This window comes from Ochrobactrum sp. A-1 (assembly GCF_022488005.1).
GTDB lineage: Bacteria > Pseudomonadota > Alphaproteobacteria > Rhizobiales > Rhizobiaceae > Brucella.
Genome location: NZ_JAKVQC010000007.1, coordinates 841,066 through 864,820 on the forward strand (window position 1 = coordinate 841,066; position 23,755 = coordinate 864,820).

The following is a 23,755-nucleotide window of genomic DNA, read 5'->3' on the forward strand; positions in this document are numbered from 1 at the left end:
TCTCCTTACGCCTGATCGATAAGGACGCCCTGAAGCGACCGGTTCGTGCACACCATGTTGCCCATCCAGTAGATCGGCACCACAACGGCATCCTGATTGGTCGGGCGCTTTTCATCGTCCGGCGTCCACTGCGCTTCCTTGTGCTGCACGACATAGAGATAATCCGTATTCAGGAAGTATCCCTTCTCGGCATTGGTCGCGAAGTTGGTGTTGTCATCAAAGATTACATCAGCCGTCTTGTACTTCAGGCCGACAAAGCCAGCCTTCGCCAGATCGGCATCCATGTAACGCTGAAGCTGCTGTTCGCCGCTCTCGTAGACCGAATAGAAATCGTGAGAGAGGACAATCAAATCAGGCTTGTCAGCACCGCGATTAAGCGGAAGCCAGAGCTTGTTGAATTCGCCCTTCAACGTCTGCGGGGTGTAGGCGTCAGCGCCGGTGATTTCGCGGAACTTGTTGCGCCAGAAAGTCCAAGTAGCACTGTCGATGCCACCCACCACGCCCTGACCGTTGATCTGGATGATCTGGGCCAAGCCGCCAATCTGGTTGAGCAACGAACCGTCCGAATAGATATCGGTCGAAAACCCGTTTGCTGCCGTCTTCAGCGCATTATCCTTGCGCGCCTTGACAAGATTGATCATGCGCTCTTTCGAACCCATGTTCATACGGATTTCACGGCCCGACGCGGTGACGTGTAGCGCTACCTGCTGGAAGTCGTATTTCACAGTCGTCAGCACGTCAGACGCATTCGTATTGAGGCCGTCATAGCCAGAATAGCGCTGATAGGTGCCGTTTTCCGCATATTCGAGCGGGCGAGCGATTTCATAACCGCCGCTTTCGGTGAGAATTTTACCCTTCTTCTTCAGAATGTTCGAAAGGGCATTGTGCTTGCTCACGTTGTCGGTGACCTTCGTGGACCAGTTGCGGTCCGTAGTCGTCACCATTTCCGTGAATACCTGTGAGGGAGTAGCCATCTACTTTTCCTGTTAGCTATTCATCGCGCGGTCATACGCATCTGCCATGGCTTCTTCTTCGCTCCTTGGCTTATCGCGACCGTTCGAGTTTGATTTCACGTTGATGGATGCGGCTTTCCGCGCTGCCTCGGTCCGCTTCGGGTCCGACTTGGCTACCGTCGCTCTGGCTGTTGCCTCAGCTTCGGATGCTCGTATCTTTTCCCTGACTTCCGGTATTGCGTTGACTGCCATGTCATATGCGGCCTCAAGTACGTCCGGCAGGGACGAACCCGGCTTGGTCTTCAATGCAACGTCTATGAACGCTGGAAGGCTGGCCTCGACTTCAGCATAGTGCGGCTTGCTCTTGGCAAAATCGCCTATGATCCTCTCGGCGTCCTTCTGCGCCAACGTGGCATTGATATGCATGTCTATTGCTGCCGGATCACCAAGGGATTGAAGCTGGCCTTTCAGGCTCGCTATCTCTCTTTGCAACCCATGCACCAATTGCTGATCCCCGGTCGGCTGCTGGCCTGTCAGGGCCTGCGCCACGCCACCAAGGACACCATATGTCTGCGCGATCTGTAGGATTGTGCCCACTGGGTCGCGATTGAGGTTGACCTGTACGGCTCCAAGCTCAAGCGCACCCTGCGCAAGCTGTTCCGGCGTCATACCGTCGAATAGTTCGGGCATTTGCTGCCGGGCCGTGGCCAAACGGTCAATCACAGGCTTGTTTTCGCCCATGAACCGGCCATACTCGCCAAACTTCCGATCAATTTCCGCCTGATGGGCGGCGATTGCCTTCTGTGCTTCCGGTGTCAGATTGGCCCACTGGTCTTTGATGGCCTGCGGCATATGTGCAGGGGCCGAAGTAAATTGCTCGGCTGTCGAACCCGGCTGCTCAACCTCGGCCCCTTCCTCGCCTTCCAGCGAAGCTTGGCCTTCTTCCCCACCTTCACCGGGCTTGGCTTTGAACTTGCCGTCCTCGCCGCGATCCTGAATGCCTTCAGCAGACAGGCGGTCGAAGATTGCGCCCATAGCGTCATCTTCGGAAAGCTCGCCGCCTTCGCCGCCAATATTGGCCTGCTCGACCGGTGGCGCTGCGCTCTCGATCTGGGGGGATGAAATTTGTGCGTTTTCGACAGTCATAGGAATTCCTCTGAAACCTTCAGTCCGCGTTTGTCGGCAAAGGCCTTGTTTCTGATCTTTCCTTTTGTCGGAGACAGGGACGGCTCATATTCCACGCAGTTATTGCGCTTCAGGTCTTCACGGCGCGCGGAACGCGAAGTGATAGGTTTGCCGTCGATTGGGGAGCGATATTCCGGAATGTCTGAAATGACGGTCGGCATACAAACCTGACCAGCAAAAGGCTTATGCATCGCCTCACCGGTCTGCTTGTCTACAAATGCACCATTTCGCCAGACGTACGCGCCCAAAACTGCCTCCTTTAAAGACAGTCACAGCCTCGGATTATTCGTGCGAAAGAAAGAGGGATTTGATTAAGCACCTACTAGAACCGGCCTGCCCTGCTGCGCCTCAAGGGAGAGTTCAGCGGCCCGGAATTGCCCGTTCTGCTGCACTTCCTGTTCCTTGATGCCAAGCTCGCGCATCTTCAGTTGCAGTTCAGCTTGCTTAATCTGCAACTCGGTCTGGGCCTTCTGGAAATCAAGTTCCAGCTTCTTTGCCTCAAGCTCAAGCTTCTTCTGCGCGGCTTCCTGTGCTGGATCGGGTTTGTCTTGCTTCGCAGCATCCTTCGCGCCCTGCGACATGCGGTCAATCGCGTCCTCGGCCTGCTTGCCAAGGTGGAAGGCACGCGCGAACGATGCATAGATTTCTGACATGGGTTCGGCCATTTCCGGGGCCTGACCGATGACCGGAGCCATGACGTTGAAGAATTGAGCCGTACCTTGCAGGAATTCGGACATTTCACCCTTGATACGGCTCATGTCAGCCTTGACGGTGCTATCGCTCTCAACATCAACGCGGTAAGACGACGAAACCGGCTGGCTCATAAGCTGCATGATATCCGGGGTAATCTCGATGCCCGTAATTTCCTGCAACGTTTCCGGCGAAAACTTGGTGATGATGATATCAGCCATCATCCCGAAAACATCGCGCACAAGGCGTTCAATCATTCGCTGCATCTTCTGGATACGAAGCGATCCCCATTGCGTCTTGATCTGCTGCGCACCAAGGGTTTCATTCGCATTCGATGCACCGCGTACAATATCGGAAATGCCGGTAATCTCGTAAATAGCGGCCTTAATCTCACCGCGCTGCTGGTAAAGCTGCTGAAGGACGGCAATCGCTTGCTGGATCGGCCACCATGCAATCGCCTTTTCAAGCCCCGCCGTCTGCACAACCTGTTCCACGTCAGAAACAGGAATAAGCTCGTTGTCGCCAGCGTCGGCCAGCCGCTTGATATCCTCGGCACTGCCAAGGATAATGCCGCGAACCTTCAGGCCCTTCATGATAGCATTGATGCGCTTGGTGCAAAGGTCCAGTTCGTCGGCAAGCTTCTTGTAGACCGTAAAAGGGCAAACCGGCGTCATATTGCCGGTGAGCGTAATAGGCTGGACAATTTCTGGCGTCGGGAAGAAGCCGGGCAATCCAAGCGGGTCTTCACTGATCTTTTGCACTCGACCGCTATTCGCGTCGATAAACCAGACCTGTTTTGTGCGCTTGTCCCAGATTTCCCAAACCTGAATATCGTCTTCGTCATCGTCGGCGCTATCAGTCGCCTGCGCCTGCGATGAATACAAATCAGCATCGCGAAAATCTTCAAGGTCCTCGCGTGGCATGCAGTGGCGGAAGGCAATCCACGGAACATCCTTCCAGCGCTTGGCCTTGCCCATGCGGAAATCACGCCATGACCATGCCTGAAAATCGATAGTTTCACCGGTGGCCTTGTCTTCCGTGACTGCCTCGCCGTCCTCATCAACAGCGGGTTGGCCATCTTCTCCGGCGACGGGCTGAGGAATGAACGTGGCTTCAAACGCCAAACGTATGACACCACGACCGCCCAAAAAGCTATCCTGAGAAACGCTCTCGACTTCTTTATCAAGCCGGTTGTCATCGATCAGAACGGTAATCGTCCGCTCGATCATGGTGCCGAAATCTTTTGCAGCCTGATCAGACGCTAGCTTCGCCTGCCACTTCTGCATTTCCGCCTTGAATAGCTCCATCGCCTGCGGGTCTGGCTGCGCTGGCTGGCCGTCCGGCCCCGGCTGCGGCTGTGGTGGCTGCGGTGGTTCACCTATCGCAAGCGTGAAGCGTCGGCGCACGTCCGGCACTGGCGTGGAATTGTAAATCGCTGGAACAATCGTTTCCACATTCGAATGCAGAATGTTGAAATCGTACAGCTTGCCGTGTCTCGCCTTCGGATCGCAAGCATAGGTCTTTTCCGCCGCCTCGGCATCCTTACGCCAGTCATCTTCGCGGCTTTCCGCCGCCTTGATACGCTCAAGCCATTTATTGCCCTTTTCGAGCAACTGTTCACCGGTCAATTCAGGCTGTGCGGTCGGGTTCTGTTCCATGCTCGCAGGCTATAAATTGCACCGCGAAAGAGAGAGGGACTTGCCTACTCTCTCTGCCTTCTTCGCTTAACCATGGCCTCGACCGCTTCTTTCACGCTCATATTGCCTTGAATTAGGCCGGTCGGGCCGACCTGATAGACAAGCTCTTTCGGCTTCGGTTTTTCTTCCTGTTTGTCTTTGCCTGACTGGATCATATCAAGAAGCTGTCCGAAAAGGCTCAATGCGTCTACCTGATCGTCGTGCTTGCCGCTTGGGAAAGAAACGAGTTCAGAAATGAAATCAGACAACCAAGGCGCATCAGCGGGCACCATCAAACCATCCATAGCCATTCGCCCCTGAATGGCGCGTGCACGAATAGCCTTGTCATGTCGTGACGGTATTTGTCGCCGCCATGTGTATGCTTTGCGCTCTCTCGCGCGCTTCGTCAGAAACGGTCCCACACCAGCGTTGATTTGGCCGCTTTCCTCGCCCCATTGCGAGGGCTTCCATTTCAGAACGATATCGCACCATGCTTCAACCCATTTGTCAGATGTCGTTTGCCCTCGCCATAGATCGAGTAACCATAAACGCCCTTCAGGATCGACGCCGACGACGATATGAACAGTGTAATCGCCACCATTTGCTGTAACAGCATAGTCGGATGCGCCGTAAATTCGCATTGTGGCAAGCGGCGGGGCCTTGTCATATTTGTGAAGCCACGCCTCCTTGAAATATGCCCCTTCTTCCGGGGTTGGCCGCTGCTGATACAGCGCTGACCAGTCGCGCGGGGGGAGCGCCCGCTTAATGCGCTCCAATGCCTCTACCGGGTATTGCTCCTGCCAAAGTGCTTCACCCGCTTCATTGATCGCAGGCAGATCAAGTCTAACCCAACCCTCGTGCTGATGATCGGCAAGAAGCCAGCCGGTCAAATCGTCCTCATGCCATCGCGTTTGGATAATGACAATGCGTCCACCCGGCATTAAGCGAGTATAGGCCGTTGAAGTATACCAATCCTTGGTTTTCTTGCGGATGACCTCGCTTTCTGCGTCCTCGCGGTTTTTTACCGGATCATCAATCAACAGCAAGTGAGCGCCACGACCAGTCAGAGGGCCACCCACACCTACGGCATAGAACGCGCCCTTCTGCCTCAAACTGTGTTCATATCCACCATCACCCTGACCTTCGATATGAAAGCGTTTGGCGCTCTTACTGTCGCCAGCAAGACCGACACCGGGGAATATCGACTGAAAGGCCGTATCCTCGATCTGGTTTTTAACCTTTCGCCCGAAATCGTCTGCGAGTTCTTGCGCATATGTAGCCGTCACCACATAATGGTCAGGGTTGCGCCCCAGATACCATGCTGGGAAGAACTCAGACGCCAGCATAGATTTACCATGACGCGGCGGCATCGTAATCATGAGGCGGGTTATATCCCCCCGCTCGACGGCTTCAAGATGCCGCGCAATAAGCCTGTGATGTGCAGCATCGCGATATCCCGGCCACTGGTAGGCGGCGTACGATATCAGGCGTGAGAATGCGAAATCCTCAGCGGTCAGCGCGGATTGCTGCTGCAACGGCTGCATCCCTCTGTTCTTTTGTCGTTACGTCAAGCGTGCCAGAATGGCTATGATCAACCTTGTCTCGCCAATCTTCCGCTCCCATGTTTTTCAACCCAAAAATAACCAGAGTGGCATTACCGTCACCGGTGATAGCGTTAGACCGGCCAACCTTTTCCCACCATGCAGCGCATTTCGCTTTGCCTATTTTTACGGCTTCCGAAAATTCTGCGTGATTTTCCATCCATTCATTGATGGATGACCGTGCAACCCCGATTTCTGCGGCAAAGCTGGTCAGGCTTGCCCCTTCGCTCATATGTTCAATCACAAGGTCACAGTATGCTGGTTTATACTTTGATGGCCTACCAACATTAGACATATGCCGCCTCCTTCAGCCTCATTTGCACAAGCCGGGGGTGGATCGATAGCGCCTTGGCTATCTCCTTCACTTCCAGACCTCGCGTTTTCAATTCGATGATGTTTCTCCGCCGGGCTTCAGCCGCCATAATGCGCTTTGCTGGACGTGTTCGGGTTGCGCGCGGATCGCCTGCTTTACGTCCACTGCGGATATAGCGGCGGACTGTCTCAATCGAGATATCCAGTTCCTCGGCAATCTCTGCGGCGGTTCGATACTCCCACCACATGGTCAATGCTCGATCCTTGCGACGAAAGACAACAGGATGCGGCTTACCGCCCTTCTTGTTACGTGATGAATAGACGTGAAACGGAGCCATGGTGTCAGCCCTTCACGATCTTGGTCAGATCGATCATGCAGGCAGATGCCGCACGTCCCTGCTGACATTCTTTGACAAGGCGACGGGCAAGGTTCGCTATGCGCTCGTTATCCTTGCGCTGACGCACTGCATGTTGGCGAATGCGGTCACGATCCTGTTTGCAATGAATGGTCATGACCGCCCCCATTCGATGGCAGCGAACGCCACACCTATTGCAATCGCCACCAATGAAACGCAGATCGACAGAATGAAAAGGGGATTGGTTGCGGGCACTGAAAGCAACCGGAGAAGCTCATCAACGGTAACCGGCAAGCTGGCAGACTGAGACGCACAAAAGCGTACGCTGTCATACTGCGCAGGTTGAGGCGTCATCGCCTGATTATAGATATTCCCCGGAAACCAGAAATATGCCGGGCTTAGAATTAGATCATTGCCCATTATTCGCCCTCCCCGTTTTGAGACAGGCGGCGAACATTTTCCAGAGCAGCACTATGCGTCTTACCGCTGGCAACAGCGCCAGACGACAAACAACGGGCCAGATAATGGCCGTCCTGTGTAGTTATCACGGTGATGGTCTTCATGTGGCTTCCTCGGTTTGGCGGACCTGAAGGAAAAGCCACAGCATGGCAAACACAATATATGCGATTTCAAAGGCCGAAGCAACTACATATAGCGAGTGTCCATATGTCAACCATACTATATATACTACCTAATATCCCCCTACAAAAAACCGACTTATAATTTCAGTTGACTATTGACACTTGATATTAATTAATTGTTTTTATTATATTTTTTGTACTTACAAGCGTCACACCAAGCGTCCATGCGTCACCCCATAAAAAAACGAGCGTCACCAAAAAACATACAAGTGGCATTACCCTTCGGTTGACGGTTCGAATTGAATTTTTCTCTTTACACAATGTTGTGTATTGTGTATAAGTGTGTATATTAAACAAGGATCACAATATGAGCCCGAAGCGAACACCTCTCACGCCCCGCGAAGTCGTTAAGATGCTTCGCGATGACGGATGGGTGATTAAGCGCAAAGGACCCGGCGATCATGTTCAATACGCTCACCCAACCAAAAAAGGAAAGGTGACTGTTGACATGGGAGCGAAGGAATTTCCGACAAAAACTTTGAAGTCGGTATTCATACAAGCGGGTTGGGACTGGTAAGTCCCGGCCAAACAAAAGGAGCGCATGACGTGCCCATAGCTTACGCAATCATTCACGAAGAAAACGGCCAGTACGGCATTTCCTTTCCAGACTTCCCCGGTTGCATTGCCGCTGGGCGATCTGAAGAAGAAGCCATTCGACGCGGTACAGAGGCATTAAATTTTCACGTTGAAGGTATGGTAGAAGATAAAGACCCTCTACCGATGCTGCGGACCATTGCTGAAATCAGAGACGATGCCAGCTTGTCCGACGATTTACACGATGGCGTGTTGGCCCTTGTTCCGTTTGACCCTCCGGGGAAATCGGTACGCATCAACGTGTCTATAGATGAAAACTTGCTGGACTCGGTTGATAGAGACGCATCCAGACGCGGACAAAGCAGATCAGCCTATTTAGCTGATGCTGTAAAATCTCGGTTGCGTGGCGCTGCTTGAGAGAAACAGGAAACAACAAAAAACCCGCCTGAGCGGGTCATTTGCCGATCTGAAACCATAGGACGGGATGCCCGCCCTGTGGTGGCTTGACCTCTTGTCGCTCTAACTGTCCCGCATCGCACAACATCTGCAAAATATCCCGTAGGTCGCGAGAACGAATTGAATTCTGAAGGGATCGAGCAAGCTCACGATAGCTGGCCCGGCCCTTGCGGCCCTTGATCGCCCGCATGATACGCTGCGCGTTCGCTTGGTTCTCATTGTCGGCCATGTAATCGGCAGCGCCGGAAGCCATGAACCGTGCGGACTGGTGCGCAACCTCGATACCGAATTCCATATCAACCCGGCGAACCTGCTCATCATCCAGCCGCCCGATTGCAACGATGGTGGCAATACGAAGCGACATTTCGACGGTACGGGCATAGAACGCGCTCGCCTCCACATCCTTATCCATCAGACGTTCAATCTCGCGGGAAAACTCACCATATCTGGTTTGCGCCCCATCTGGACACCACGGCAGCAAGCGAAGCTGGTTAGAGGTTGAAGGGTCTGCATTCGGATCATTGCGGATCGCGGATGCCAATTCGCCAGACCGGAAATAGATGCGGCGCAGGCGATCTATAATGTCGGTCGGGACTACGGCAGCATCCTGCAATGGGTCGCGTTCGCTGACGCTGGAACGGCCTGACATGAGAAGAAAGCGGTTCAGCGTTCCATCCTCAAGGCTCGCCCCCTCCATGGCCGAATAAAACTGCTCTGGCGTCGAAGCGCCAAAAATGGTGATGGATGGCGAATGTATGGTCTCGCTCGGCTTGCTAGCCCACTCTGGCGTCAGATACGGCGCGAAGGAAGATGACCACATGGTGCGCAAAACCTTCGATATCGAGCTTTCGAACCCGCTTGCGCGCCGGGAATTGATGCGCTTCATAAAGCCGCCGAATTCATCCATCGGGCAGATTGAGAGAGGCTTGCGGGTCAGAAAGTTGACAACGGCAGGCATGGAAATGAATTCTGACGGGCCGATATGATGGCCAAGGCTAGCCGCACTCATGATGCGGGATATCTGCTGCAAGGGATGGTCTTTGCCTTTTCCGGTCGGGGCAAGGCCAAGCACATATAAATGCGTACCGGATCGCGTCGGCCCGGCAAACTGACGGCCAGCCACAGTGCCGACAATAGCTAGCGCTGCGCCTATGGCAAGCTCTGGCTGCGGACGGCGGGAAGTCTCGACAATCCAGCGCGCAATATCGCCAACTAGTCCAGGTGGATAATCAATTCCGCCCTCTGCCTGAACTGGCAGGCTCGGAGTTTCGATGATTTCACCGGTTTCAGCGTCAGCAATCGTTCCGTCCTGTTGCTCGACAATCTGCCGCGTGCCCTCTTTCTCCCTCTGCTGCTTTTCCCATGCGGCAAGGATCATGGCGTTAATGCGCGCCAGTTCTTCAGGCGCTTCCAGTTCCGGCCCTTCGCTCGGCGGCAGTTGCCGCGGTTCTTTTGCACCCGCCCGAATGCCTGACTGGACCGTCTTGCGGCTTTCGACAGGGTTCAGGCCACATGCAGCCGCCGCGTTCATGAGCAGGCCCGCAATCTCGGCCTCTGACTTCCAGCCAGCGCCGACAAGCTGACCGAGGGCGAAGGCGGCTTCGTTCAAGGTGTTATTGCGACCGCCCTTCGCTGCGTTCTCAACCTTTGAAATCTCGGCAGCTATAGCAGCTTCACAATATGCATTCACGCGGGCATCGCTATGCGCTTCTCGCGGAACCGGGACCGGCTGCGCCTTTGGCTGTTCCTCGCCGGTATCGATAATGTCAGCCACCCATTGCGGAAGAACGGGAGCCGCCGACAGATTGCCGAATAACTCATACGCCCTTCCATCCTCCATGACTGTGCCGGGCGCTATGACATAGCCGCCAGCGCCGCGAACATCTACACCGGCAGGCAGCGTGCCGCGAGCATTGCCATAGCTCTTGCCGTCTGGCTGACGGAAATAAACGTGGCTCCCCTCCTTCGGTGTGGCGACCAAGGGCGATGCGTCAATATCATGCGAATGGTCAGCGGCCAGTTGGCCGAACGCTTCCACGCCGTCAGCGTCAGCATCGTGGCGGTCGCAGTCGATAACGACAAAGCCACACTTCGCCAAATCGAGACCAATTGCAGCGCCGGGCCATTTGGCCCACCACTGTCTGATTTGCATAACGTCTGTCGTGGAAACATCACGCCATTTGATGAACGGCATTGGCCTCTTTGCCTGCTCCCCACCTGCAAAGCATGGGAACACAGACAGACCGGATGCCGCCAGCTTCAGCGCGGTTTCGAGATTATGTTCCTTTGCAGCGATCATCAGAAAGGTGCCTCGTTTTTGAGTTCTTCCTTCAGCGAGACACGATAGCCGGCAATCATGCGGCGGCAGAATTCGTGCCACTCATCAACGGTAAGCGATTGCAGATCAGTTTTGCCGATTTCCTCAAGGAACGCACCGGCTTTCTGACCGCCCTTGCCTGCTGCGAGGCTTTCGATACGGTCAAAGTTGTCCTGTCTCATCGAATAGGTTCCTTGTGCAATGGTGATGCATTCGGGGTCATCACACAGCCACATGATAGGATGGTTCCGGCTTGGGTTGTCGGTGAAGCCAATGCCTTTTTCTCGGCGGGCGCAGACGGCGCAGACGCCGGGTTCAGTTCGGTCAACAAAGCTCATTCTGCTGCCTCGATCTGCCTACGCGGAAAGTTTCGATGCACAATGTCATGAAACTTCGTTCCGGCGCGCGGCTTGACGCTGATCGTGTCAGGCCGAGTGAGTTCCCCAGATCGGCTTAAAGCTTCATCTGTCGTCTTCGGGAAAGGCGTCTGACCGCCATGCAAAATCCACCACTGTTGCGCCCGCTGCGTTGCACTGCCGCCGTGTTCGAACGCCAGCCACTCAGGATATGAATTCAGACCAGCAAGAAAGGTGACGCGCACGCTGTCGCGGGAACCGAATTTTTCATAGCGTTCAATCTTCCAGTCCACGACCGGCAGCATTGTAGGCGGCACGGCCTCCGTTGATAAAATGCCTACGCCCTTATCTGCATGAGCATCATGCTTTGGTCTTTCGTCGCGCGGCCACTGGTGGCCACAAAACTTGCATTCAAACACATTGAGCGCAACAAGCTCGTTGCAGCCGGGACATTCCTTCGCCCGAACGTCAGTGACGGAAACCTTGCCCTTGGCATTGTCTCCACCCTTCGGAAGCACAGACACGGCATCAACTGGACCGTGGCGGCGAATATTGCCTGCGAAGTCCAGAATTAGACAATCTTCCTTGCCGTGAGCCTTTCGAGTGCCACGCCCGACGATCTGGACATAAAGGCTTGTCGATAGCGTGGGGCGCAACATCGCGACCAAATCAACATGCGGAACGTCGAAGCCGGTAGTCAGAACGTTTGCATTTGTCAGCGCGCGGATTTCACCATTGCGGAACCGTCGAATAATGCTGTCGCGCTCGCCGGTTGGCGTGGCACCCGTGACAGTCTCACATGAGAAACCCGCCGCCCGGATCGCATCGCGAACGTTGATCGCATGTTTGATGCCGGTGCAGAATACGAGCCACGCGCGGCGGTTCTGTCCAAACTGGCAAATTTCGGCCACAGCCTCGGCGGTCACTGCATCTGAAGCGATTTCCAGAGACGCAGGAACAAACTCACCGCCCCGGCGCTCGACCTTGGACACGTCGATTTCAATGGCAGTCGCAGGCGAGCGAAGCGGTGACAGAAAGCCGTCATCAATGCCTTGCGCAATACCGTACGTGTAAACCACCTTATCAAAAATACGCGTCGAACCTTCATCGAGCCGCCCACTATCGAGCCGGTACGGTGTTGCGGTGAAACCTATTACGCGCGCGTCAGGTTGAATTGCATGCAGATCATCCAAAAGGCGGCGGTACATTCCGACGCCGGACATTGGAACAAGATGGGCCTCATCAATGCAGACCAGATCGCGGCGACCAAGCGCGGATGCTTTCTTGAAAACCGACTGGATAGAGGCGAACGTAATGCGGTGATGCACATCGCGACGGTTCAGACCTGCACTGTAAATGCCTGCATGACTGTCGGGCCAAACCCGCTTCAGCGCCATGAAATTTTGCTGCACCAGTTCCTTGACGTGCGTCAGCATCAGGACGCGCATGTCAGGATATTGGGTGAGCAAGTCCTGTATCATCTTGCCAATGACAACACTTTTCCCGGTGCCGGTCGCCAGATCAATAAGGGGATTACCGCCGCCATCGCGCCAATAATCCATTGCCGCTTCAATAGCGTCATTCTGATAATAGCGAAGCTCGATCATGCGCGGCCATCCCTTCTTGCGCAATTCGTCTTCTGCGTGACCATTTCCAAATGATCAGGGTTCACGCAGCAGCGATTTTTGCAAAGATGGTCGATTTGTTTTCGGCCCGGCACATAGCCATGCACGTTGGTGAACATGACGCGATGCACAGCAACCGTCTGCCCATCAAGGCTCATGCGGGGGTACGAATGACCGCGACCGGAAGAACCGGACGTGGGGCCGGTCCAGTTCCAGCAACCGGAAGACGGGTCAATTTTGACCCGCTCCATGATCTTTTGTTCAATGATATCGCGCCGGGTCATTATGCCAACCCTCCGGCTTTGGCTTCCAGCAATGCGGCAGTGGTCACCCGGTCATCAACACGCGCAGGCATCAGCACCACGTATTCATCGCGGCCCGGCACCATGAACTTCATTGGCGATCCGCAATCCTTCGCCAGCAATGTGATTTTCTCACTGGAAGGAATTGCGCGAAGAAGCGCCGATAGATAGCCAAGGTTCAGGCCAAGCGACAATTCAGACGCGGTTTCTGCTGAAATACATTCGCTGCCCGACACTTCCGAATGATTGCGCTTCAGGACAATCTTATTACTGGCGAAGGCAAAACAGCCGTGTTGAACCTCCCTGCTGCCAAGCACTGAAGCGACACGCCCAACAGCCCGACGAACCGTTTCACGGTCAAACGTTACCGACTTGATGGCATCTGGTTCATAGGCTGGCACGACACGCGGCCAATCTGGGAAAGTGCCATCAATAGCCTTAGAAATGATCGTGATACCGTCAAAATAGAAACGGATGGCGGGTCTATCGGAAATCGAAAAGGTTTTAGGCGCAGGAAGCCCGCACATGATCGAAACAACCTTGCGCGGTATGATAACGCGCTTCGCTTTCTCGAAATCAGACTTCAGTGGGTAGCATCCAAGGCGGTGCCCATCGGTAGCTACGGCATTTTTCCCATCCAGACAGATGCCATTGAGGTAATAGCGTGTTTCCTCGGTCGAAATGAACGACTGGATAAACTGCATACCCTTCTTCAGATCGTCACCGTCGATGCTGATAGTGTTCCATTCACCGATTGAAAGACGCGGAAAGTCAGAAGCTGGCAACGCCGGGATTTCATATTTCCCGTTTTCAAACGATACTGTGGCCCGCTGATCGTTGACCTCAACCTTGACAATTTCGTCCTTCGGCAGATGACTGACCAGATTGAAAAGCGAGCTATAATCGAGCGCAGCCGTTCCGCGAGATTGCGTTACTGGCAATGCGATGCTGATTTCCATATCAAGATCGGTGGCGAACAAGCGCCCGGCCTCGAATAGAACCATGGAAAGCACCGGGATAGAATTGCGGCGCTCAACTACCTTGCCAGCCAGTTTCAGGGCTGAAGTCAGATGACGTGCGGTCGTTTCGATATAGAGAGTTGACTTAGACATGATTATGCCTCCTTCGGCCCGTCGATCCATTCGGACCCGTCGCCAAGCCGGTAAATGACTGTTTCGGATTGCTCGTCTGCGTCGATCTGTTCGCCGGGCACGAGCGAGGGAAGGAAAAGGTGCGTCGGACAACCTGCCTTCTGATCGGCGGTCGAAAGCTCTTTCTCGTGCCGATGGCAGTACCATTGCCCATCATTGATAGGCGTCGAATGGAGGCAGGTCCGGCAGTTGCGCAGGGCAAAACAACTTCCATGGCAAACGCCATAGGATGCGCAGTTGAAAGCCTTGCACATGAAGTAGTTCGGATCGTCACTGACGCGCACCGGGGCCGAATTGGCATCTTTGATGCGTTCCGCCTTGGCGATCAGTGCAGCGCCCTGCGCAGCATTGTAATGAATGCGTTCTGCGTAAAGCTCGTCCGTATCCTTGTGCTTGGCCAGATAAAAAGCACGTGTCAGGCCGAGAAGATGCATATAGCCCTGCATCTGCGCAACGTGTTCAGGCTTCGCAACCTCAACCCCGTACTTCTTCAACTGTTCGAAGCTTTTAGCGTTGTGTGTCTTGCACTCTAAAAGGTGCTGAACTACGGGCGCTTCGATAACGCCAGTCAGTTTACCGTCTGTATGTCCCTTAAAATGGCCGTCAACAGCCACAACTTCCCATTGTTCGCCAGTCGCCGGGTCAACGTCCTCGACCTCGACACCAGCCATGCGAAGCCATGCAACCATGCGGGCTTCTTCCGCATGGCCAGTATGGAACAGGCGCAGTTTGCGCCCGTCGAATTGTTCAGGCAGATGCGCCCACCGGAAGCGATACCAAAGATGCCGTTCGCAGGGGTGACCGATAGACGAACCGCGAATAACACGGTCGAAGTCTCGGTTTTCTGCTGCCTCAACTGCCGCTTCAATAGCGGCAATCGTAGGCGAAACGGTTTGCGGAAGGGTGACCATCACGCAGTCTCCGCTTCAACAGGCAGGCCAAGCATTGCGTTGATTTCGTCAACGCGAAGAGCAGGAACTTGCGGCGCTGGCTGGTCAAGATACTTCGAATAGAATGGTTCGCCTTCCGGCCATGCCTCGGCAAGCTTCTTAACAGTAGTAACCTTGGCTAGCATCGCCTCAATTTGGCGCTGAGCGGTTCTCTTTTCGTCGCTCAATTTTTCCTTTGCCTGAGCGTGGCCTTGTATGCGGTCGCATAAATCACCAAAGGGGATAGTCCCCACACGGTGACCGTAATATCCCGCGGTATTGTTGCTTTTGTCATAGGCTGGAACTGGCAAGGCTTCGCTGGATCGCAATTCGATCTTCTGCCCGCCGACATTGAAGTTCATCCCTGAAAGATGCGTTATCCATCCTGCCGGTAGGCTCTTTGCCGTTTCAACAACCTTCTTCGGGAAAAGCAGTGCGTGAGCTTCACGAGCAAGCACATTCTCTGCCTCGGCCAATGCCTTTTCCTTCGGGTCGAATGCGAAAGCGATTGCGGCTCTGGCGATAGCTTCGCGCGTGGAATTTGTGAGCTTGCTCATCACAAAACCTCCTGAATGCGCTTTTCGGTGCGGATGGAAAAGACAGTGACCTTCGGCTTGCGGTAATGCTCAATGTCGATACCGTCTTTGGCCATAGCCTTGGTATCGATAGCGCCAGCGCGTTCCGTGACTGTCTGACGCGCAATATTCTCATCGCCGCCGAGAACGTCAGCGCTGCCCATCATGTCGGAAACCTCGGTTTTAAGCTCGGCCTCGCGTTCCTCAAGAACCTTGATGGTCGCGCGGATATCCGCCAACTGGTCTACGGGGTGCCTGTTTACAGGCGTAGCAATATTGTTCATTGTCTCGGTTCCTTTCGAGCAATGTTGAAAAATGTTGATCGGGATGGGTGCCGGGTAATCTGGTTTCCTAGGCCGTCTGATTACCCGGCTGCTGTCTTACTTCCACGGCGCGGAGCTACCGCCGCTACTCGCTTGCTGGCGTTGTGCCTGCTGCTGGTTGCCGTTGGATGCAGAATTCTGCGGCGCATTGTTCTGCGCCGAAGCGCCACCCACGGCAGAGACGCGCTTGATTTCGTTTTTCGGTTCATACTGGCCGGATGGGTCAGTGACTACGGCAACCCGGATCGTGCAGGGAATGTGTTCCAGTTCCTGCGTATTGGACGGGGTGAGCTTACCAGTAGCCTGCCGGATTTCAGCAAACTGTGAGTTGGCAATGTTAATCACCTTGTCCAGATTGTTCATGTTCTTGCCGTACAGGTTCAGGCGCTGCCAGATCAGACGGCCATCGTGTGGGCCAGTTTCAATCTGCCACGTCAGAACAAGGCATTTGCCCTTGTCGTCACGGCTAGAAATAGGCTGAATGTCGCCTTCAATGATCTTGGCGCGGTATTCACCTGCCGGGATCGGATCAAACGATGATGCTTCAGCGTTCTGGTCATAGCTTCCTGCAATATCAACCATTTATGCGGCCTCCTGTTTGGTTTCTTCTGCGAAGGTGGGGAAATAAGGAGCCAAGACAGCAAAGCCCTGCCCCTTGTCGTAACGAATGGTCGGGGGCATGTCGTAACGGTTCTTGGCCGTGTAGGCAGGTTTCCCTACTGCGTGGATAAGGACGGTGCCGCCTCCTGTGGCCAAGGCGCGTTCCTTGTTGAAGCCGACTTCTTCGGTCTTGACCGTGACCGGCTGTTTCAGAAGGAAAATCGCGTCCATATCGCGTTCGAACATGCCGCGAATATCGGCATTCGGCTTATCGGACGTGCGCAGCGCGATTTCATAACGGTCATAGGAAACCGTTTCCGGGTCATCGAAGCGAAGCACTGTCGAATGCGCGATAAGGACAACGGCCATGCCGCGATCCCGGCGCAGCGCATTGATCCCTTCAATAAATTCACCGGCAACGCGAGTTGCGAACACATAGCCCTTGCCATAACCGAAATCTTCGATGTTGGCTTTCGGGTTGCCACGTTCGTCGCCGCGTGCGCAAGTTTCTGCGAAAATGAGATTTTCCAGTGCCGTCACACTGTCGATGACAACAGTTTTGAACTCATGTTCTTCGGTGTAGAGGGCGGCAAGCGCTTCCATAACCTGACTGAATGACTTCAGGTCGCTGAATGCGTCCAGTTCCTTGCCCGAAGGTGTGCCTTCCTCGACCTGAAGAAAAACAGGGTTCGGGAACTCGCTTGCAAGCGTAGTCTTGCCGATGCCGGGCGGTCCGTACACCAGAATACGCGGCGGCTTGTCCGCTTTTACTTTCTTGAGGTTAGACAGGCTGATAGCCATCGTCATTATCTCCTGTGAGTGAAGGCGCATTGATTATGCCGTGCGTGCTGCGCCGTTTTGTGCACGCGGCGTATCCGTCCAAATTGAATTGGCGCGAATTCGATTGATGGTTGATTTTGAACAGTTGAACGCTCTCGCAAGTTCAGTTGATTTGCGAGCGTCAGCCCGGATCAAGGAAACTTGCTTGCTTGACAATCTTGCGCCCGTTGATTTCTCACCGCGCTGAATTGTGCCGTGTTCAACTTTTCTCTGATTGTTGTCTGACTTCTTTTCGAAAATCAGATTTTCCAGACGGTTATTCTGTGGGTTGCCATCAATATGGCTGCGGTCAAATCCTTCCGGCAGGCAACCAATGAAGGCATCCATCACAAGCCGATGAACGGTGAACGGATGACGCTTGCGGTTCCGATATAGGCCAACTGTCAAGTATGGCTTCCCACCCGAAACGTGAGGCTTAAGGATACCTTTAATACCGCAAACCCGTCCGTGGCTCGAAACTGAATAGCCGGGAAAACCTTCAATCTGTTTCCAAATCTCAGACATATTCGTCATCCTTGTTTACAAACCAGCCACCTGTTGCGCCGTCCTGCGAGGGGTGAAACGTCAGGTCCAAGGTCTGGACCGGAAGAATTGAGACGTGAGACAGGCCGTTTGCCTTCGGAAGCCAGACCAGAGCGATGCCGGTAACGAACCGGTCATCCTCGATCACTTCGGCCTTGACGATTGCGTCAAGCGTGGCCTTCAGCCTGTTATCGATATCGGCGCGCGCAGACATGCGCTCCACGCCAATTATTGCCAGCACATGGCCGGGAACATGCTTCACTCCCTGACGCCGGATCGCGGCAACACCCATTCGAATGAATTCATCGTAATGAGCCGATTTCACGCGGCCCACGCCTTTCACATTCTTGAACAGGTGATTTGCGCTTGGCGGCGTCGGCATCGTGAAGGTTGCCGGTTCCGGCAGGTCCGCCAGAACACCGGAACCGGCCTTACTCGGCCATGCTGCGGCAGAGTTGGTGTTCATGATTGTGCCTGATACCAATCAGCCACCGTTACTTCTCCGTTGGTGGCTGTTTCGATTTTGATGATGACAGTACGAGTTGGGAACCTGACGCCGTTGACATATCGATTGACGGCAGCTTGCGTAACACCAACGGCATCGCCGAAGGCTTTATGCGTCAATCCATGGTCTTTGAGGTAGGCTTTTAACTTTTCCATAACCATAAAATACCAAATCGGTATCAATTTGCAAGAAAAAAATACCATAATGGTTTTTGACCAATATACCGATCTGGAATAAATTCAAAAAATGAATGAAATCCGCAGACTTAGAGAGAAGAAGCAGCTTAGCCAAGCTCAGCTTGCAGAGATGGCGGGCACATCTCAGCCTCAAATCAAAAGGCTAGAGGATGGCGCACGCAAACTCACCAAAGAGTGGGCAGAGAGATTAGCGCCACACTTAGAAACGACCGCCGAGGGTCTTCTTTTCCCACAATCAACGGTCGAGGACCTTACGCGGGTCGCATCCCCAATCGGGGCGGTCCCGGTGACTGGTAAGGTCGCTGCTAATACATGGCTTAGCGTTGAAGATATGGATTTCGGTTACGATGATATTGAGTACGTGCCTAGCGCCAGCGGTTATCCCGTTGATTTGCAATTCGCGCTAAAGGTGGAAGGAAATTGCCTTAACAAGATCGCGAACCACGGCGATAGATTGATATGCCTAGACATTGCTAAGACCGGCATTGAAGTTGAAGATGGCGATCTTGTCATAGTGGAACGTAGTCGGTTTGAAGGCCAAATGATTGAGCGAACAGCCAAGCGCCTTCGCCGTACGGCAGATGGATATGAATTATGGCCAGAAAGCCATGATCCTGCCCACCAAGACCCTATTACACTTAATCGGCCTACTAATGGTGACGCAGTTCGGATCATAGGCAAGGTGCTTTGGATAATGCGGAAGCCTTAAATTTAATACCAAACTGGTATTGATAAATTATTCCATTATGGTATCGTACATCTAGTTTCAACATAGATGTGGCGGTGCCATATGCCAATTCCCGAACATAAACATTACCTCCATCCCGACCGTTTCGCGGTTCGGTTCTGGACACTCGTTTTCATCTGCAACACCGGCTTTGTGCTGGTTGCGGTCGCTGTTGCGGCCTTCAGATATTGGAGGGGGTTGATATGACACAGAAATATGAATTGCTGACAAAAGGTTATGTTTGCGACGGATGCGGGCGTTTGGCGCGTGATCCGCACGATGATATGCAGAGGCTCAATGATGGCGGCTTCCTGTCATGCTGCCCAGAACGTAGAATGATGCCGGTTGTGTCACAGCATCAGTCTGAGCAACTTCTAGCGGAGCAAGACGAAACTATAACTGCTCTTGAGAAATTGCGCCCTCATTGGGCACAAGGGTATTCATCTGACAGCATAGCGGCGCAAACGGCGGTTGCCGCGCTCTCTCAACTATGGGGCGTTATCGGGGCCAGCAATCAGACTGAAGCCGTGGAAAAAGCAAAAGGAATTGTTGCTGACCTTGCAGCCAACACCGCTCGGATTGAAGTGATGGAACATGCATTACGATGGTATGAAGAACACGTTTCCAATTGTCGAAAAATAGGAAGCGTGGGGGCACCGTCGCGCGCAAAGCTGGACCGAGACGGCGGAGAAAAGGCTCGCGCAGCACTGAAGGCCGAAGCGGAACGCATTGGCTTTCTTTCAGTCGAAGACATAAACCGGGTTCTTGGTGTCACACCGCTTGGTGCGGCAGAGCAAATGAAGATGACGCCGGAATATATCGAGAAGCTGATTGATGAAACTGGACGCGCGGAGGTTTTTGCAAAAGCCCGCGAGCTTGGTTGGTCGATAGGTGGCGCACCGCTGTTTGTGTGGAATGTTATCTGCCAAGACATTCAGCGTGATCGCATGAAGGTTCGAGAGGGGAAAACATGATTGATCGCCCTCGCCTTCGCCGGAAGGATGTGCCGGAATATTTGCGCACGAAACACGGTATCGATATTGCCTATGCAACGTTGGAGAAGCTTGCCAGCGTCGGCGGCGGTCCAGCGATGCAGTATCAAGGCCGGTTCCCCCTCTACCACAAAGATGACTTGGACAAGTGGGCCGATGAACGATTATCGCCTGCCGTCCGCTCAACTTCCGAACGCTGATCATTTGGCCGGGGCCTTCCCGGCCATTTGCTTTTCGACTTCATGCGCGATCTGGTCAGCGGCAGCAATCAGAACGCTATCCAGCCGGTGCGTGTATCGGCTCGTTATACCGCTGCCAGTATGACCGAGCATTGAACCTATGGTACTGTCCGAAAATCCCAGATCAGCGCCAACGCTGGCGAAGGAGTGTCGCAAAACGTGCGGCGTTACGCCTTCAAGCTCAGCAGCTTTGAACAATGCGCGGTAAAATCGCTTGATACCAGCATAAGGGCGGTTTTCCATGGTGTCGGAGGGAAAAACAAACTCGTAGTTTGATCCTGCCGCCAACCTTTTGAGCAAAGCCACCGCTGGCGCACCAAGCGGACGCACTGACTTTCCCGTCTTGCTATCTTCCAGCTTCAACAGATTGTTTTTGATATCGACTTCAGCCCATCGCAGATTGATTGCCTCACCAAGACGGCAACCTGTCAAGGCAATAAATCGTAAGGCATTCACACCCTGCCACGCTTTCGTTTCATCTAATTCCGCTTCGTTCAGGGCCGCACCAAATGCTGCATATTCGGGAGGCGTCAATCGGCGCTCACGCTTCCCTATTGCTGGCTTTTTCACGCCATGCGTCGGGTTGTGGTCTATGATCCCTTCAGCAACGGCATAAGTTAGAACCGAGCCGAGAGCCGCTACCGTGCGAGTTGCAGAGCCAGCGCCACCCGAAACCCGAACCCGGCCACGCAGCTTGCCAGATGGGGCTTTGGCCTTCGCAGTTTTACCGGATGACACGTCACGGATGAATTTGACGATATCCGCCCGTTTGAGGTCTAGGACCGGCTTACTGCCAATTAAAGGAATGGCATGAGCATTTATCATGCTGCGATCCGTATCAATCGTAGCTTGCTTTTTGGGCTTTCCTTTGCGACCGATTATCAGGCCCTTATCCGCTAATTCGAAATATTGCCTGCATAGTTCGGTAATGGTGAGTGACGCTCTTTGGGTCTTTCTCTCTAAAGCCGGGTCCTGTCCCCGCAAGGCATCACTAAGATGAATGCGCGCCATCTTGCGGGCTTCTTCTACTGTGAGCTTGCCAAACCCGCCAAGGGACATTCTTTTTCGCTGGCCAGCCTGATTGTAGTAATCGACATAAAATGATTTCTTGCCAGTCGGGAATATCCGCGCGCCAAACCCCGGCAATTCAGAACACCAAATAAAATATGCCTTGTCTCTCACGTCCGCGTTGTCGATAATTGTCTTAGTAATCTTCGCCATTCAGCGACCCCATCATTAAAATTCCGTGCTTGTCACCACAGAGTCACCATAAAAAGGTAAACTGCGGAAGGGGGTCGAAAACAACAGCAAGTTAATTTGATGCCTATATGCCTGTTTTATATGGATAAATAAAATTTCCGCCGGATGTGGAAAACATAAGAAAACTTATGGAAACACCATTCGTAATGATGGGGTCGCGTGTTCGAGTCACGCAAGCGGCACCAGTTTTCTTAACAAAATCAGCCTCTTAAGATTTTGCGATTTCGTAACCAGCGCCTGTTTTGCACACTGGTAGCCACCTAGTAGCCACCGATCACTGAAACTTGCGGCAATGCGTGGCTACCCGCCCGCCGACTTGGCAGGCGGGGCATTTCTTTACAGCTTGATATGCACGGTATTCGCACTGCGATGGAGCGCGTCTACAATTACCGACTTGAATTCCGGGCTTTTCACCAGATCGTCGTAAAGCTCTTCTGGATCGAGACGAACCGTTAGATGCTCGATAGTTTTTGCCAAATCCGATCGCGGACCCGTCGCCTCAGCGATGCTTTCAGTCCAGCTTTTGCAGGCTTTGGAGAATGTTTCACCAACACGCTTGCGCGAGTCGGACGGGCCGCCATCGGTCGGCTCGACCGTCAATCGCGGCTCGCCAACATAGAAATTCATCGATATGTGACTCGCATGCTCGCCGCTGGTCTTAGCTGACATGCGCAAGATTTCTTGCCGAAGCGTGCCGATCCTCGAATCCAGGAACCGCATCAGTTCGCCGACATCCTTATTGAGAGCTTCGTAATCGACCTTGGCATTATCCATATAGACGACGCCGTGTTCGTTGACCGTGAAGGGGGATGTCTTTTCCGGGCCAATGGTTGTGATCGTGATCTTGCATCCGGCACGCGCTGGAATACTGATAAGATCGAAGATGGGTGTGTTCTGTTCTTTACTCATAGTCATACCTCGTTTTGGTGGCGATTGACACATGGCGTGGTGAAGGCCATATGCCGGTTGCCGGGGTGGTACCCGGAAGAAACGCCAAGGTTGGTGGCTTTTAGTCTCCTCGTGTCCTTGGCTAGTACGGAGGACGGCGGCTTACGGGTGGTGCCGGGCATAACGCCGTCCTTTTTCTTGTTGCCCCTCGGCCCGAAGGCCAAGGGGCTTTTTCGACTCCTCGTGTTTTGGTCCGCCGAACGGATCGTAAGGCCGCCGGGAATGGGGGCGCTTACACGCTTCCCGTCTTGCCGCTCGGGACGGCAAGCAATGCACCACAGTTCGCGCCCAATCGCCGCGACATCCAAACTGTGCCGGGCTTCGCCGGTACCCTCTGGAAGCTTGCGACGAGCCGCCAGAGGATGTGTTAGGAGGTTCGCACGATTGCGAACCATTAATCGTAATGTGCAATCACAAATCTGATTGCCGATTGGTTGCCGCATCCCCACATGTATAGCGGGCCTGCCGCAAACGGCAGGTACCGCCGCATCGCGTTCTCAGGCAACGCGTACCCCCGGCGCGCGATGCGGTCGGGACCATCAACCTCCACAAGACATGATTGTTTATTAGCGATACATTGCTCGTATATCGTGTTAATGTGTTCATCCGCCGTGGGACCATTAGTTTAGTGAGGACCACTCGTGGACATATCGCCGGGCAAAGGGGCGGCGGTATGAACTGCTGGCCGGAGCGCGCTGGGGATGAACGTGTTCCGGCCTTCCTAGGATTGGATCCCGCGGCGCGATTCGAACGCGCATCATCCAATTACGGCTTACCGCTTAGAAGGCGGCACCGGTACGCGGGCAAACTGCTGATTTTAAACGGTGCAAAATTGCGTTGATTAGGATGGCGACCGAATGGCTCCGAGCTTGATCCCTAACCACATCCACGAAGCGCCCATGCTGACGTAGAGCAAGCGCATCAATATGTCGGCCAACGTGAT

At 53.8% G+C, this 23,755-nt stretch carries 29 protein-coding genes; 6 read left to right on the forward strand and 23 right to left on the reverse strand.

What is annotated here, in order from left to right:
* Positions 1–5: 5 nt before the first annotated feature.
* The 7 genes from MKS82_RS21860 to MKS82_RS21890 form a co-directional block, all read right to left on the reverse strand.
* A complete protein-coding gene (locus tag MKS82_RS21860; RefSeq protein WP_240579229.1) occupies positions 6–974 on the reverse strand; it encodes a phage major capsid protein in 969 nt (322 codons plus the stop codon).
* A 12-nt stretch (positions 975–986) separates the two neighbouring features.
* Complete coding sequence (locus tag MKS82_RS21865; protein WP_240579230.1) at positions 987–2,099, reverse strand: hypothetical protein; 1,113 nt, start codon at positions 2,097–2,099, stop codon at positions 987–989.
* Positions 2,096–2,386: a hypothetical protein gene (locus tag MKS82_RS21870; protein WP_176588862.1), complete on the reverse strand. Its 291-nt coding sequence runs from the start codon at positions 2,384–2,386 to the stop codon at positions 2,096–2,098. Before MKS82_RS21870 ends, MKS82_RS21865 begins: the two co-directional genes overlap by 4 nt.
* 63 nt (positions 2,387–2,449) lie before the next feature.
* Positions 2,450–4,486, reverse strand: a complete 2,037-nt coding sequence (locus tag MKS82_RS21875; protein WP_240579231.1) for an OmpH family outer membrane protein — start codon at positions 4,484–4,486, stop codon at positions 2,450–2,452.
* A gap of 44 nt (positions 4,487–4,530) precedes the next feature.
* Positions 4,531–6,048 (reverse strand): phage terminase large subunit, encoded by a 1,518-nt coding sequence (terL, locus tag MKS82_RS21880; protein ID WP_445558092.1) that lies wholly within the window; start codon positions 6,046–6,048, stop codon positions 4,531–4,533.
* Positions 6,011–6,337 carry a DNA-packaging protein gene (locus MKS82_RS21885; RefSeq protein ID WP_240579233.1) on the reverse strand — a complete coding sequence of 109 codons (327 nt, stop codon included), beginning with the start codon at positions 6,335–6,337 and terminating at the stop codon, positions 6,011–6,013. The genes terL and MKS82_RS21885 overlap by 38 nt, the downstream gene beginning before the upstream one ends.
* 55 nt (positions 6,338–6,392) lie before the next feature.
* Positions 6,393–6,755: an HTH domain-containing protein gene (locus MKS82_RS21890; protein WP_240579234.1), complete on the reverse strand. Its 363-nt coding sequence runs from the start codon at positions 6,753–6,755 to the stop codon at positions 6,393–6,395.
* Here MKS82_RS21890 and MKS82_RS21895 point away from each other — a divergent pair.
* Entirely contained in the window at positions 6,754–7,080 is a 327-nt protein-coding gene (locus MKS82_RS21895) for a hypothetical protein (RefSeq protein WP_240579235.1), read from the forward strand. The two genes, MKS82_RS21890 and MKS82_RS21895, sit on opposite strands and share 2 nt — an antisense overlap.
* 112 nt (positions 7,081–7,192) lie before the next feature.
* Here the strand turns inward: MKS82_RS21895 and MKS82_RS21900 are convergent, their stop codons facing one another.
* Positions 7,193–7,336 (reverse strand): hypothetical protein, encoded by a 144-nt coding sequence (locus MKS82_RS21900; protein ID WP_240579236.1) that lies wholly within the window; start codon positions 7,334–7,336, stop codon positions 7,193–7,195.
* 385 nt (positions 7,337–7,721) lie between these two features.
* Between MKS82_RS21900 and MKS82_RS21905 the strand changes: the two genes are divergently transcribed.
* Together MKS82_RS21905 and MKS82_RS21910 are read left to right on the forward strand one after the other, a co-directional pair.
* Complete coding sequence (locus MKS82_RS21905; RefSeq protein ID WP_276313421.1) at positions 7,722–7,931, forward strand: type II toxin-antitoxin system HicA family toxin; 210 nt, start codon at positions 7,722–7,724, stop codon at positions 7,929–7,931.
* A gap of 29 nt (positions 7,932–7,960) precedes the next feature.
* Positions 7,961–8,365, forward strand: coding sequence for a type II toxin-antitoxin system HicB family antitoxin (locus tag MKS82_RS21910; RefSeq protein WP_240579237.1), 405 nt, complete (start codon positions 7,961–7,963; stop codon positions 8,363–8,365).
* Between the two features lie 37 nt (positions 8,366–8,402).
* On the opposite strand, the gene MKS82_RS21915 is transcribed toward MKS82_RS21910, so the two are convergent.
* The 13 genes from MKS82_RS21915 to MKS82_RS21975 form a co-directional block, all read right to left on the reverse strand.
* A complete protein-coding gene (locus MKS82_RS21915) occupies positions 8,403–10,703 on the reverse strand; it encodes a bifunctional DNA primase/polymerase (protein ID WP_240579238.1) in 2,301 nt (766 codons plus the stop codon).
* Positions 10,703–10,903 carry a DUF6511 domain-containing protein gene (locus tag MKS82_RS21920; RefSeq protein WP_151647241.1) on the reverse strand — a complete coding sequence of 67 codons (201 nt, stop codon included), beginning with the start codon at positions 10,901–10,903 and terminating at the stop codon, positions 10,703–10,705. Before MKS82_RS21920 ends, MKS82_RS21915 begins: the two co-directional genes overlap by 1 nt.
* 152 nt (positions 10,904–11,055) lie before the next feature.
* The gene (locus MKS82_RS21925) at positions 11,056–12,684 is read right to left on the reverse strand and encodes a DEAD/DEAH box helicase (protein ID WP_240579239.1); all 1,629 of its coding nucleotides are present in this window, start codon (positions 12,682–12,684) and stop codon (positions 11,056–11,058) included.
* Positions 12,681–12,989, reverse strand: a complete 309-nt coding sequence (locus MKS82_RS21930; protein ID WP_240579500.1) for an HNH endonuclease signature motif containing protein — start codon at positions 12,987–12,989, stop codon at positions 12,681–12,683. The genes MKS82_RS21925 and MKS82_RS21930 overlap by 4 nt, the downstream gene beginning before the upstream one ends.
* Positions 12,986–14,116, reverse strand: coding sequence for a DNA polymerase III subunit beta (gene dnaN / locus MKS82_RS21935; RefSeq protein WP_240579240.1), 1,131 nt, complete (start codon positions 14,114–14,116; stop codon positions 12,986–12,988). Before dnaN ends, MKS82_RS21930 begins: the two co-directional genes overlap by 4 nt.
* Positions 14,117–14,118: 2 nt before the next feature.
* Complete coding sequence (locus MKS82_RS21940; RefSeq protein ID WP_240579241.1) at positions 14,119–15,069, reverse strand: oxidoreductase; 951 nt, start codon at positions 15,067–15,069, stop codon at positions 14,119–14,121.
* Complete coding sequence (locus tag MKS82_RS21945; protein WP_240579242.1) at positions 15,066–15,641, reverse strand: Nmad5 family putative nucleotide modification protein; 576 nt, start codon at positions 15,639–15,641, stop codon at positions 15,066–15,068. Before MKS82_RS21945 ends, MKS82_RS21940 begins: the two co-directional genes overlap by 4 nt.
* Entirely contained in the window at positions 15,641–15,943 is a 303-nt protein-coding gene (locus MKS82_RS21950; protein ID WP_240579243.1) for a hypothetical protein, read from the reverse strand. Before MKS82_RS21950 ends, MKS82_RS21945 begins: the two co-directional genes overlap by 1 nt.
* Positions 15,944–16,039: 96 nt before the next feature.
* Positions 16,040–16,564, reverse strand: a complete 525-nt coding sequence (locus MKS82_RS21955) for a DUF669 domain-containing protein (RefSeq protein WP_240579244.1) — start codon at positions 16,562–16,564, stop codon at positions 16,040–16,042.
* Positions 16,565–17,383, reverse strand: coding sequence for an ATP-binding protein (locus tag MKS82_RS21960; RefSeq protein ID WP_240579245.1), 819 nt, complete (start codon positions 17,381–17,383; stop codon positions 16,565–16,567).
* 33 nt (positions 17,384–17,416) lie between these two features.
* Entirely contained in the window at positions 17,417–17,926 is a 510-nt protein-coding gene (locus tag MKS82_RS21965; RefSeq protein WP_240579246.1) for an NUMOD4 motif-containing HNH endonuclease, read from the reverse strand.
* Complete coding sequence (locus tag MKS82_RS21970; RefSeq protein ID WP_240579247.1) at positions 17,919–18,410, reverse strand: RusA family crossover junction endodeoxyribonuclease; 492 nt, start codon at positions 18,408–18,410, stop codon at positions 17,919–17,921. The genes MKS82_RS21965 and MKS82_RS21970 overlap by 8 nt, the downstream gene beginning before the upstream one ends.
* Positions 18,407–18,604: a helix-turn-helix domain-containing protein gene (locus MKS82_RS21975; protein ID WP_240579248.1), complete on the reverse strand. Its 198-nt coding sequence runs from the start codon at positions 18,602–18,604 to the stop codon at positions 18,407–18,409. The genes MKS82_RS21970 and MKS82_RS21975 overlap by 4 nt, the downstream gene beginning before the upstream one ends.
* Before the next feature lie 91 nt (positions 18,605–18,695).
* On the opposite strand from MKS82_RS21975, the gene MKS82_RS21980 reads away from it, so the two are divergent.
* From MKS82_RS21980 to MKS82_RS21990, 3 genes are all read left to right on the forward strand, one after another.
* Positions 18,696–19,355: a helix-turn-helix domain-containing protein gene (locus tag MKS82_RS21980; protein WP_240579249.1), complete on the forward strand. Its 660-nt coding sequence runs from the start codon at positions 18,696–18,698 to the stop codon at positions 19,353–19,355.
* 353 nt (positions 19,356–19,708) lie between these two features.
* A complete protein-coding gene (locus MKS82_RS21985) occupies positions 19,709–20,347 on the forward strand; it encodes a hypothetical protein (protein ID WP_240579250.1) in 639 nt (212 codons plus the stop codon).
* The gene (locus tag MKS82_RS21990; RefSeq protein WP_240579251.1) at positions 20,344–20,565 is read left to right on the forward strand and encodes a hypothetical protein; all 222 of its coding nucleotides are present in this window, start codon (positions 20,344–20,346) and stop codon (positions 20,563–20,565) included. The genes MKS82_RS21985 and MKS82_RS21990 overlap by 4 nt, the downstream gene beginning before the upstream one ends.
* Here the strand turns inward: MKS82_RS21990 and MKS82_RS21995 are convergent, their stop codons facing one another.
* Positions 20,566–21,825, reverse strand: coding sequence for a tyrosine-type recombinase/integrase (locus MKS82_RS21995; RefSeq protein ID WP_240579252.1), 1,260 nt, complete (start codon positions 21,823–21,825; stop codon positions 20,566–20,568).
* Between the two features lie 375 nt (positions 21,826–22,200).
* Positions 22,201–22,773: a hypothetical protein gene (locus MKS82_RS22000; RefSeq protein ID WP_109989362.1), complete on the reverse strand. Its 573-nt coding sequence runs from the start codon at positions 22,771–22,773 to the stop codon at positions 22,201–22,203.
* Positions 22,774–23,755: the final 982 nt, after the last annotated feature.